An 11496-nucleotide genomic window follows, 5' to 3' on the forward strand; every position below is an offset into this window, starting at 1 on the left:
CTCTTTTCCTTGTTTCTCTGTTCAATTCAATCCGTTTGATCCCGCTGCTGTCGGTGCACCTTGCCCGCGATCGACACCGGCGCCGTGGCGCGTGCCGCGGCGCGGCGCCAGTCAGCGCTCAGGAGGCGCATGCCGCGCACCCGCTTCACGGCCACGAGGAAATACGCCGCGCCGAAGATCGGCCACCAGCGCTCGCCGGCCGTGTCCATCCAGCGGCAGCGCTCGAGCCAGGCGTCGCTGCGCACCGCGGGCCGGTAGACGCCGAAGCGCCCCGACTCCACCTCGAAGCTCAAGAGCCGCAGCCAGTCGCGCATGCGCCAGTAGCCGATGAACTCCCCGCCTTCGGGCAGGTAGAGATCGCCGACGCCGAGCTTGCGGTACAGGTGCGCGCGCCGCTGGCGCATGCCCCAGAGGCTGGCCGGGTTGAGCCCGCAGATCACCACGCGGCCCTCGGGCACCAGCACCCGCTCGACCTCGCGCAGCGTGGCGTGCGGATCGGGGCTGAGCTCCAGCGCGTGCGGCATCACTACCAGGTCGAGGCTGTTGGCCGCGAACGGCAGCGCCGTGAAGTCGGTCAGCAGCGCGGCCTTGGCGGGCCGCATCGGGTCGCTCAGCGCCAGCCAGCGGTGCGGCATGCGGTTGGTGCGCAGGCCCTCGACTTCGGGTGCGCCCAGCTGCAGCGCGTGATAGCCGAATACATCAGCCACCGCCTGGTCGAACTGGGCCTGCTCCCACGCAAGGAGGTAGCGTCCCGGGGGGGTCGCGAACCAATCCTGCAAACCTATAATTTGACCGCTCATGACCCTCGTTCCGCTGCCCGCCTTCGCTGACAACTACATCTGGATGCTGCACGACGGGTCCAGCGCCATCGTCGTGGATCCGGGCGACGCCCAACCGGTGTTCGATGCGCTGGCGCACCACAAGCTGCAGCTGGCCGCGATTCTAGTCACGCACCACCACGCCGATCACACGGGCGGCGTGGCCGCGCTGCATGCCGCCACGGGCGCGCCGGTGCACGGTCCCGCCCGCGAACGCATCCCCGAGCCGTTCACGCCGTACGTGCAAGGCGACATCGCCGAAGCGCTCGGCCTTCGCTTCGAAGTGATCGACGTGCCGGGCCACACGGCCGGCCACATCGCCTACTTCCTTCCCGCTGCAGAAGACCGCGAGCCATTGCTCTTCTGCGGCGACACGCTCTTCTCGGGCGGCTGCGGGCGCCTCTTCGAAGGCACGCCCGCGCAGATGCTGGCCTCGCTCGACGCACTCGCCGCACTGCCCGACGACACGCGCGTGTGCTGTGCCCACGAATACACACTTGCTAACCTGCGTTTCGCTCGCGCGGTGGAACCGGGCAACGCCGATCTGACTCACTACAACGCGCGTTGCGAAAGCCTGCGCGCACAGGGGCAGCCCACACTGCCCTCGCAGTTGGCGACCGAACGCCTGATCAACCCCTTTCTTCGCAGCCGCGAAGCCACTGTCCTTCGAGCGGTGCGCGCGCACGCCGAGCTTTCCGCCAACGCGGCCGAAGCCGATGTGTTCGCCGCACTGCGCCAATGGAAAAACGACTTCCGATGAAATTTATCGCTGCCACCTGCCTTGCAGGTTCACTGGTGCTCGCAGGCTGCGCGGCACCGACCGACAACAACGCCTCCTCATCCAGCACTTCCCCCAAGACCGGCACCACGGCCGGCGGCACCGGCTCCAAGGTCGCCGGCAGCGCGGCCCCCGTCTACCCGCGCGACGCCCTCTCGCCCCTCTCCAGCGGCGAGGCCCACTCGCAGAGCGTGGTCACGCTGGCTCCGCCGACCGACATGTGGGACCGCATCCGCCGCGGCTTCAAGATGCCCAACCTCGAGAGCGACCTGGTGCGCGACCGCGAGCAGTGGTACGCCAGCCGGCCCGACTACATCCAGCGGATGACCGAGCGCTCGAACAAGTACATGTTCCACATCGTCGAGGAACTCGAGCGGCGCAACATGCCGACCGAACTCGCGCTGCTGCCCTACATCGAGAGCGCGTTCAACCCGCAGGCGGTGTCGAGCGCGCGCGCCGCGGGCATGTGGCAGTTCATGCCGGCCACCGGCACCGACTTCGACCTGAAGCAGAACATCTTCCGCGACGACCGCCGCGACGTGCTGGCCTCCACCCGCGCCGCACTCGATTACCTGCAGAAGCTCTACGGCATGTTCGGCGACTGGCAGCTCGCCTTGGCCGCCTACAACTGGGGCGAAGGCAGCGTGAGCCGCGCCATCGCCAAGAACCAGCGCGCCGGCCTGCCCACCACCTACAGCGACCTCAACATGCCGGCCGAGACGCGGCTGTACGTGCCCAAGCTGCAGGCGGTGAAGAACATCGTGGCCAATCCGCAGGCCTTCAACGCCGAGCTGCCGCTGATCGCCAACCACCCGTACTTCCAGACCGTCACGCTCACCCGCGACCTCGACGTCGAACTGGCCGCCAAGCTGGCCGACGTGCGCATCGAGGACTTCCGCGCGCTCAACCCCGCCGCGCACAAGCCGGTGCTGATCGCCGCGGGCACGCCGCAGATCCTTCTGCCCTGGGACAACGCGGCCGTGTTCCAGCGCAACTTCGACGCCTATTCGCAAGGCCAGTACGCGAGCTGGACCGCCTGGGTCGTTCCCAACACCATGACGGTGGCCGACGCCGCCCAGCGCTCGGGCATGAGCGAGAGCGACCTGCGCGCGATGAACAACGTGCCGCCGCGCATGCTCATCAAGGCCGGCTCCACGCTCATCGTGCCGCGCGGCGCCCGCGTCAAGGAAGACGTGGCGGCGGTCGTGGCCGATGGCGGCCACCTGAGCTTCCAGCCCGAGATCGTCAACCGCCGCACCACCGTGAAGGCCGGCCGCAACGACAGCGTGGCGACCATCGCCCGCCGCTACAAGCTCGCGCCCTCCAACGTGGCCGAGTGGAACGACGTGAAGCCCAACCACGCATTCAAGCGCGGCTACAGCGTCGTGGTGTACCTGCCGGTGCGCGCGGCGCCGGCAGCGCGTGTCGGCGCCGGCGTGGCGGTGGCGCGCGGCCATGCCGCGGCTTCCTCGAAGCGCGGTGTCGCGCCGGCCCGGGCCATTGCGGCCCGCGGCAAGAACGTCGCGAAGGTGCCAGCCGGCAAGCAGGTTGTGCGCGAGAAGCGCGGCGGCACGCCGTCGAAGAAGAAGCGCTGAAAAGGCGCTGAGAAAAGCGTCGCCCCCCCCGCCGGCGGGCACGCCGGAACACAACAAAAGGGAGGGCCATGCCATGGCTGTTGAAGGAAGCGCGGGCGATCTCGTCAAGGTCGTCACGCTGTTGGGAGCCGCGGTCGTCGCCGTTCCCCTGTTCAAGCGGCTGGGCCTCGGCTCGGTCCTGGGGTACCTGGCCGCGGGGCTGGCCATCGGCCCATTCGGCTTCGGGCTTTTCACCGATCCGCAGACGATCCTTCACACCGCCGAACTCGGCGTCGTGATGTTCCTGTTCGTGATCGGCCTGGAGATGCGGCCCTCGCACCTCTGGAGCATGCGCCGCGACATCTTCGGCCTCGGCAGCCTGCAGGTGGTGGTGTGCGGCTTCCTGCTCACCGGCGTCGGCATGGCCTTCGGCTTTCCGTTGGCGGTGTCGTTCGTGTGCGCGATGGGCTTCGTGCTCACCTCCACGGCCATCGTGATGCAGCTGCTGGGCGAGCGCGGCGACATCGCCGCACCGCGCGGGCAGAAGATCGTCGCGGTCCTGCTCTTCGAAGACCTCTTGATCGTGCCGCTCCTGGCCATCGTCGCCTTCATCGCGCCGGTGGATGCGGCGCAGCAGGCCGTCGCGCCCTCGCGCTGGATCGGCGTCGGCATCGCCGCGGGCGCGCTCGCCGCGCTGGTGGCGGCGGGCATGTGGCTGCTCAATCCGCTGTTCCGCATCCTGGCCAACTCCAAGGCACGCGAGGTCATGACGGCCGCGGCGCTGCTGGTGGTGCTGGGCGCCGCGCTGCTGATGCAGCTGGGTGGCCTGTCGATGGCCATGGGCGCGTTCCTCGCGGGCGTGCTGCTGTCGGAATCGACCTTCCGCCATCAGCTCGAGGCCGACATCGAACCCTTCCGCGGCCTGCTGCTGGGCCTGTTCTTCATCGGTGTGGGCATGTCGCTCGACCTCGCGGTGGTCGCGCAGAACTGGCAGCTCATCGTGGCCGGCGTGGTGTCGATGATGGTCGTGAAGGCGCTGTGCATCTACGGCGTGGCGCGGCTCGCCAGGAGCTCGCCCGCCGACGCGCTCGACCGCGCGGTGCTGATGGCGCAGGGCGGCGAGTTCGCGTTCGTGCTGTTTTCCGCCGCGCTGGGCGCCAAGGTGATCAGCCCGACCGTCAACGCCAACATGACGGCGGTGGTGGTGCTGTCGATGGCGCTCACGCCGCTCGCGGTGCTCGCGCATCGCCGCTTCGCACCGGCCTCGGCCGCCTCGATGGAAGGCGTCGAGAAGGCCGAGGGGCTGGCCGGCAACGTGCTGGTCATCGGCTTCGGCCGTTTCGGCCAGATCGCCATCCAGGGCGCGCTCGCACGCGGCGCCTCGATCTCGATCATCGACATGGACACGCAGGTGATACGCGATGCTGCCGAATTCGGCTTCAAGGTGTATTACGGCGACGGCTCACGCGCCGACGTGCTGCACGCCGCCGGTGCGCACAGCGCGCGCGTCATCATGGTCTGCGTGGACGACAAGGCTGCGACCACGCGCATCGTCGAGCTGCTGAAGGCCGAGTTCCCGCATGCGCAGTTGCTGGTCCGCTCCTACGACCGCGAGCACATGCTGGAGATCGGCAAGCTCGACGTCGAGTTCCAGATTCGCGAAACCTTCGAATCGGCGATGGTCTTCGGCCGCCAGGGTGTGCTGGCGCTCGGCGCCTCCGGCACCGAGGCCGACGAGGTCATCGGCGAACTGCGGCGGCGCGATGCGGAGCGCGTCGTGCTGGAGATGGCGGGCGGCATCTTCGCGGGCCGCGCGCTGGTGCAGGTGAACACGGAAGCCCACGGCAAGGGCGCCTGAGTTTCAGCGCGGCTGTGCGGCCGCGCGCTTCAGAGCTTCTCGGTCTCGCCGCTGCGCGGCTGCCATTTCATGAGGCGCTTCTCGATCAGGCCCACCAAGCCGTCTAGCGCCAGTGCAAAGGCGGTGAGCACCACGATGCCGGCAAAGACGGTGTTGACATCGAAGGTGCCCTCGGCCTGAAGAATCAGGTACCCCACGCCGCGCGCAGAACCCAGGTACTCCCCCACCACCGCGCCCACGAAGGCCAAGCCCACCGAGGTGTGCAGGCTGGAGAACACCCAGCTCGTCGCGCTCGGCAGGTACACGGTGCGCAGCAATTGCCGCTGGTTGGCGCCCAGCATCTTCGCGTTGGCCAGCACCACTGGGCTCACCTCGCGCACGCCCTGGTAGACGTTGAAGAACACGATGAAGAACACCAGCGTGACCGCCAGCGCCACCTTGCTCCAGATGCCGAGGCCGAACCACAGCGCGAAGATCGGCGCGAGGATCACGCGCGGCATCGAGTTGGCGGCCTTGATGTAGGGGTCGAGGATCAGGCTCGCGGTGGGCGCGAGCGCGAGCCAGAGCCCGCATGCGAGGCCCATCACGGTGCCGATGCCGAAGGCCAGCACCGTCTCCAGCAACGTGGTGCCCAGGTGCCGGTAGATGTCGGCGTTGCCCTTCAATCCTTCGGGAAACAGCAGGTTCGGCGGCACCTCGAACGGCAGGAACCAGCTCCAGATGCGGCCCGCCACCTGGATCGGCTCGCCGACGAAAAAGGCGAACTGCTGGTTGCGCGACGCCACATGCCAGCCCACCAGGATGAGCACGAGCAGCACCAGTTGCCAGAAGCGCGCATTGCGCTCGTTCAGGCGCGGGATCATGCGGCTTTCCTCAGTTGCTGCGCGTAGCCCTTGAGCACCTCGTCGCGCAGCACCTCCCAGATCTGGGTGTGCAGCTCGACGAAGCGCGGCTGCGTGCGCACCTCGGCCACGTCGCGTGGGCGGGCCAGGTCGATGTCGAACTCGCCGATGGAATGCGTGGCCGGACCGGCCGACAGCACCACCACGCGGTCGCTCATCGCGATGGCTTCATCGAGATCGTGCGTGATGAAGAGCACCGCCTTCTTCTTCGCGCTCCAGATCTCGAGCACTTCGTTCTCCATCAACTGCCGCGTCTGGATGTCGAGCGCGCTGAAGGGCTCGTCCATCAGGATGATGTCGGGGTCGAGCACCAGCGTCTGCGCCAGCGCGACGCGCTTGCGCATGCCGCCCGAGAGCTGGTGCGGATAGCGGTCGCCGAAGCCCGAAAGCCCTACGCGCGAGAGCCACGCTTCGGCCTGCTCACGCGCATCGGCATCGGACACGCCGCGGTACTGCAGCCCCACCATCACGTTGGCGACGGCGCTGCGCCACGGCATCAGCGCCTCGGTCTGGAACATGTAGCCCGCGCGCGCATTGACGCCCGAAAGCGTTTCCCCGAACACCTTGACCGTGCCCGACGACGGTTCGAGCAGCCCCGCGCCCACGTTCAGCAATGTCGACTTGCCGCATCCCGTGGGCCCGACCACCGAGACGAACTCGCCGGCCTTGATGCGCAGCGTGGTGTCGGCGACGGCGGTGTAGCGCTGGCCCGGGTCGTCCTTCGAGTGGAAGGTGCAACTGATGGAGAGGAGTTCGAGTGCGTAATCGGACATGTCTGCAGGATTAAAAAACCCGGCCAAGGCCGGGTCGCGGGGACGTTCGGAGTCAGGCTTTGAACCTGTCTTTCGCGCGCCTAGCAAAATCGTTGGTGTAGGTCTTGAGGAGGTCGATCTTCTCGGCCTTCACCGCAGTGTCGAAGCTCGCGATGGCCGTGAGGGCCGTCTTCGGTCCGTCGGCCGGCACGAGCCCATCGGTGGCGATCGATTCGCGCACTTTGTCGAAGGACGCGAGGTACAACGCCCGGTCGCCGAGCAGGTAGGTCTCGGGCACCGTCTTGATGATGTCGCCCGGCCCCGCCGTCTGCAGCCACTTCAGGCCGTGCACGATGGCATTGGCCAGCGCCTGGCAGGTGTTGGGATTCTTCTGGATGAAATCGATCGGCGCGTAGAGGCAGGCCGCGGGCATCGGCCCGCCGAACACCTGCTGCGTGCCCTTGAGCGTGCGCGTGTCGCTGATGATCTTCACGTCGCCCTTCTGCTCGAGCATCGTCATCACCGGGTCGGTGTTGCTGATGGCGTCGATCTGGCCCGAGCGCAGCGCGGTGAGCGCGCCGGCCGCGACGCCCACGCCGATGTAGCTCACGTCGCTCGCCTTGAGGCCGCCGCGCGAGAGCACGAGATTGGCCACCATGTTGGTCGACGAGCCCGGCGCGGAAACGCCGATCTTCTTCCCCTTCAAGTCCTGGATGCCGGTGTAGCCCGCCATGTTCTTGGTCGACACGCCCACCGCGATCTGCGGTGCGCGGCCCTGCAGCACGAAGGCCTGGAAGAACTGGTTCTTGGCCTGCAGGTTGATGGTGTGTTCGTAGGCGCCCGAGCAGACGTCGGCCGAGCCGCCCACCACCGCCTGCAGCGCACGCGCGCCACCGGCGAAATCGGAAATCTCCACCTCGAGTCCTTCGGCCTTGAAGTAGCCGAGCTGCTCGGAGATGGTGAGGGGCAGGTAGTAGAACGCGGCCTTGCCGCCGACCGCGATGGAGACCTTGGTCTTTTCCAGCTTGGCTTGCGCAAAAACCCGCGGCAGCGCAATCGCTGCGGCGGCGACTGCGGAGGCGGAAATGAGGGTTCTGCGATGCAGCATGAAGCGGTCCTGCGGGCTCATTGATTCTTGTGAAGTGAATCGAGCTTAGGGGTGCGCGCCCGTTGCCTGCATCGGGGTCATCCCGTGCGGGTTTCCACGTAAGCATGAAGGCCTCCCAAGGCCTTCACCCCGCCTCCGCCAAATAGCTTATTTCGCGAGAAAAAGAATCGCGACGTTGACCAGGAACGCGAGCGCCCAGACCGCGCTGCGCACACCGCCGATGCCCTTGATGTAGATCGCAAGGTAGATCACGCGCAAGACGACATAGGCCGCGGCCAGCATGTCCAGCCGCGCCTGGTTGGCGCCGAGCTGGTGCGCAATGATCACTGCGCCAATGAAGAACGGCAGCCCTTCGAAGGTGTTGGCCTGCGCACTGTTGGCGCGTGCACGCCAGCCACTTTGCTTCGCGGCCCATTCGCGCGGATGCACGTTGTCGCGCGGGCCGAAGGCGCCGGCCTTCGCGATCCATGCCGCGAGGTACGGCAGGCCGCAGGCGCAGAACACGCACCAGTAGGCGATGGTGAGCAGGGAAAGGGTCATGGCGCTATCGACGGTCGACCAGTGCGTGCGCGATGGTGCCGAGGTCCACGTACTCGAGTTCGCTGCCGGCCGGCACGCCGCGCGCAAGACGCGTCACGGTGAGGCCGCGCTGCTTGAGCGCTTCGCCGATCACGTGCGCGGTCGCTTCGCCCTCGGCGGTGAAGTTGGTGGCGAGGATGACTTCGCTCACCGTGCCGTCGAGCGCGCGGTCGAACAGCTTCTGCAGGCCGATGTCCTTCGGCCCGATGCCGTCGAGCGGACTGAGCTTGCCCATCAGCACGAAGTAATAGCCTCGGAAGGCGCCGGTGCGCTCCAGCGCTGCCTGGTCGGCGGGCGTCTCGACCACGCAGAGCTTGGTCCCATCGCGGCGCGAGTCCATGCACACGCTGCAGATCGGTGCTTCCGTGAAGGTGTTGCAGAGCTCGCAGTGCCGCACATTGCCCGCTGCCTGTTGCAGTGCGCGCGACAGCAGCTGGGCGCCGTCGCGGTCGTGCTGCAGCAAATGAAACGCCATGCGCGAAGCCGACTTCACGCCGACGCCGGGCAGGCGGCGCAGCGCATCGACCAAGGCGTCGAGCGAACTGGCGTCGGCCATCAATCGCTCAGAACGGCAGCTTCATGCCGGGCGGAAGGCCCGGCATGCCCGCGGTGAGCTTGCCCATCTTCTGCTCGCTGGTTTCCTCGGCCTTGCGCACTGCTGCGTTGAAGGCGGCGGCCACCAGGTCTTCGAGCATGTCCTTGTCGTCGGCCAGGAGGCTCGGGTCGATGGTGATGCGCTTGACGTCGTGTTTGCAGGTCATGACGACCTTCACGAGACCGGCGCCCGATTCGCCTTCGACCTCGATGTGCGCCAGTTCTTCCTGGGCCTTCTTGAGGTTGTCCTGCATTGCCTGCGCCTGCTTCATGAGGCCGGCCAGTTGTCCTTTGTTGAACATCGTTGGTCCTGTGTGTGTGGTGGAGAAAAATGGAGAAGGATAAGAGACGTGGCTGACTGCTCGGCTCAGACGGGCCGCAGCGTTCCGGGGACGATCTTCGCATCGAAGTCGCGCATCAGCATCTGCACCTCGGGGTCGCTGTGAATGGCCTCCTCGGCCACGCGCTGGCGCTCCTCGGCCGCATGCCGGTTGCGGCGCGCGGGGCTGTCGACCACGCCGCCGATCTCGATGGCGAGCTTGATGTCGTGACCGAGCGCGTTGAGCGCGGCGGTCAGCTTCTCGCGGCTGGAAGGCTGATTGAGCGTTTCGCGCTCGATGCGCAGGATCCACTGGTCGGTGTCGCGACCCACGAGCTGCGATTGCAATGCGAGTTCGCGCGCGAGGGCCGTGATGCTTTCGGCCGCGACCAGTTGGGTGACGGTGGCGTACCAGAAGTCGCCGTCCTCGCTGGGCGGGATCGGCGCAGCCGGGCCGCGTTGCTCGTCGGTGCGCGGCGCATCGCGCTGGCCGGGAGGCGGCTGCACACGGATCGGCATGCCGACGACCTTTGCGGGGGCGTCCGTGGAGGAAGGCCTGTGATCCGAGGACCGCATGGGTTCGTCGACAACGGCCAGACGATGACCGGCGGGAACCGATGCCGGCGCATTCGATGTTGCAGCGGGAGCCGGTACAGGCGGCGTGGGCGCTGTCGGAGGCGGTGTTTCGGCCGCGGGCCTGACCACGGGTGCCGGGGCAGGCGAAGGCGCAGCGACCGGGGCCGGCGCCCTTTGCGCCGCGCCCTGCGCTTCATTCAGAGTTTTTTTTTCCGGGGTAGCCGTCGAAGCGGCCGCGTTGGAAGGTTTGAAGGCCAGCAGCCGCAGCAGCACCATCGTCAGCGCGGCGTATTCGTCGGGCGCCAGGCCCAACTCGCCACGGCCGTGCAGACAGAGGCTGTAGAGCAGTTGCGTTTCGTCGGCCGGCATCAGCGATGCGAGGCGGGCGGTGTCGGCGGCGTCCGGGTCGGTGGCCGAGTCGGCGGACTCCGCGCGCGAAGGCACCGCCTGCAGCACGGCCATGGCCTGAAGCACCGACGTCATTTCTTCGAGCGTGGAAGCGGCGGACATGCCGTCGCGGCGCAGCGCCTCGGAGGTGTCGACCACCGTCTTGCCGTCGCCCTGCGCAAGCGCCTCGATGAGCTTGAACACATGGCCGCGGTCCACGCTGCCGAGCATCTGGCGCACGCCGGTTTCGATCAGCTCGCCGTTGCCGAAGGCGATGGCCTGGTCAGTGAGCGAGAGCGCGTCGCGCATCGAGCCGCGTGCTGCGCGCGCCAAAAGACGCAGCGCCTGCGGCTCGGCCGGCACCTGCTCGGTCTGCAGCACGCTCGTGAGGTGTTCGAGGATCGTCTCGGGCGCCATCGGCCGCAGGTTGAACTGCAGGCAGCGCGAGAGCACCGTGACCGGCACCTTCTGCGGATCGGTGGTCGCGAGCACGAACTTGAGGTATTCGGGCGGCTCTTCGAGCGTCTTCAACATCGCGTTGAACGCGGTGTTGGTGAGCATGTGCACTTCGTCGATCATGAAGACCTTGAAGCGCCCCTGCACCGGCTTGTAGACGGCTTGTTCGAGCAGCGACTGCACTTCGTCGACGCCGCGATTGGAGGCCGCATCGAGCTCGGTGTAATCGACGAAGCGGCCCGAATCGATGTCGCGGCAGGCCTGGCACACGCCGCACGGCGTGGCGGTGATGCCGCCCTGCCCGTCCGGACCCTGGCAGTTGAGCGACTTGGCCAGGATGCGCGAGACCGTGGTCTTGCCGACGCCCCGCGTGCCGGTGAAAAGATAGGCGTGATGCAGGCGCTGCGTGGTCAGTGCGTTCTCAAGCGCCTGCACCACATGCCCCTGGCCGACCATCTCACCGAAGGTTTTCGGACGGAACTTGCGAGCGAGCACGAGATAAGACATTGCGGGCATTCTAAAAGGCGCGGAGAGGCGACTTCACGCTTGTTTCCCGACCGGCGCGCTCGAAATTTTCATTCACGCCTCGTCGAAGGGGGCAAATTTCACGAGGTTAGAATCCAGCCTGACGGGCCTCCCTGCATGGTGAAGTGGCCAACCGGGTCAGGTGGGGAACCAAGCAGCCCTAACTGCGTAGTCAGTGCCAGGGGTAAGGCTCGTCAACTTCTTCAGCCGCTCGTTTCACTCCATGCAAAGTGAAACGCAGTTTGCAAAATCTCTCAGCGAAAAATCCTC

At 67.1% G+C, this 11496-nt stretch carries 11 protein-coding genes and 1 other RNA gene; 4 read left to right on the top strand and 8 right to left on the bottom strand.

All coding sequences use genetic code 11. The annotated features are described in order from the left end of the window. Positions 1–26: 26 nt before the first annotated feature. A complete protein-coding gene (locus QF040_RS09795; protein WP_429614638.1) occupies positions 27–779 on the bottom strand; it encodes a class I SAM-dependent methyltransferase in 753 nt (250 codons plus the stop codon). A 19-nt stretch (positions 780–798) separates the two neighbouring features. Here QF040_RS09795 and gloB point away from each other — a divergent pair, with 19 nt between their 5' ends. The 3 genes from gloB to QF040_RS09810 all read left to right on the top strand — a co-directional run bounded on the left by gloB (position 799) and on the right by QF040_RS09810 (position 5028). Beyond that, positions 799–1578, top strand: coding sequence for a hydroxyacylglutathione hydrolase (gloB, locus tag QF040_RS09800; RefSeq protein WP_429610875.1), 780 nt, complete (start codon positions 799–801; stop codon positions 1576–1578). Then, the gene (locus QF040_RS09805) at positions 1575–3191 is read left to right on the top strand and encodes a transglycosylase SLT domain-containing protein (protein WP_429610876.1); all 1617 of its coding nucleotides are present in this window, start codon (positions 1575–1577) and stop codon (positions 3189–3191) included. Before gloB ends, QF040_RS09805 begins: the two co-directional genes overlap by 4 nt. A gap of 73 nt (positions 3192–3264) precedes the next feature. Further along, the gene (locus QF040_RS09810) at positions 3265–5028 is read left to right on the top strand and encodes a monovalent cation:proton antiporter-2 (CPA2) family protein (RefSeq protein WP_429610877.1); all 1764 of its coding nucleotides are present in this window, start codon (positions 3265–3267) and stop codon (positions 5026–5028) included. 29 nt (positions 5029–5057) lie between these two features. Here the strand turns inward: QF040_RS09810 and QF040_RS09815 are convergent, their stop codons facing one another. The 7 genes from QF040_RS09815 to dnaX all read right to left on the bottom strand — a co-directional run bounded on the left by QF040_RS09815 (position 5058) and on the right by dnaX (position 11208). Further along, a complete protein-coding gene (locus QF040_RS09815) occupies positions 5058–5891 on the bottom strand; it encodes an ABC transporter permease (protein WP_013540942.1) in 834 nt (277 codons plus the stop codon). Then, a complete protein-coding gene (locus QF040_RS09820; RefSeq protein ID WP_429610878.1) occupies positions 5888–6703 on the bottom strand; it encodes an ABC transporter ATP-binding protein in 816 nt (271 codons plus the stop codon). Before QF040_RS09820 ends, QF040_RS09815 begins: the two co-directional genes overlap by 4 nt. A 52-nt stretch (positions 6704–6755) precedes the next feature. Then, complete coding sequence (locus QF040_RS09825; protein ID WP_013540940.1) at positions 6756–7790, bottom strand: ABC transporter substrate-binding protein; 1035 nt, start codon at positions 7788–7790, stop codon at positions 6756–6758. 147 nt (positions 7791–7937) lie between these two features. Beyond that, positions 7938–8330 (bottom strand): MAPEG family protein, encoded by a 393-nt coding sequence (locus tag QF040_RS09830; protein WP_306878279.1) that lies wholly within the window; start codon positions 8328–8330, stop codon positions 7938–7940. Positions 8331–8334: 4 nt separating this feature from the next. Beyond that, a complete protein-coding gene (gene recR / locus QF040_RS09835) occupies positions 8335–8925 on the bottom strand; it encodes a recombination mediator RecR (protein WP_013540938.1) in 591 nt (196 codons plus the stop codon). Positions 8926–8932: 7 nt separating this feature from the next. Continuing rightward, on the bottom strand, positions 8933–9265 hold the full coding sequence (locus QF040_RS09840; protein WP_007836669.1) for a YbaB/EbfC family nucleoid-associated protein: 333 nt from the start codon (positions 9263–9265) through the stop codon (positions 8933–8935). Between the two features lie 65 nt (positions 9266–9330). Continuing rightward, positions 9331–11208, bottom strand: a complete 1878-nt coding sequence (dnaX, locus tag QF040_RS09845; RefSeq protein WP_429610879.1) for a DNA polymerase III subunit gamma/tau — start codon at positions 11206–11208, stop codon at positions 9331–9333. A gap of 120 nt (positions 11209–11328) precedes the next feature. On the opposite strand from dnaX, the gene ffs reads away from it, so the two are divergent. Next, an RNA gene (gene ffs / locus QF040_RS09850) (signal recognition particle sRNA small type) lies at positions 11329–11425 on the top strand. Positions 11426–11496: the final 71 nt, after the last annotated feature.

It is taken from the genome of Variovorax sp. W2I14 (assembly GCF_050435205.1).
Lineage (GTDB): Bacteria > Pseudomonadota > Gammaproteobacteria > Burkholderiales > Burkholderiaceae_C > Variovorax > Variovorax paradoxus_C.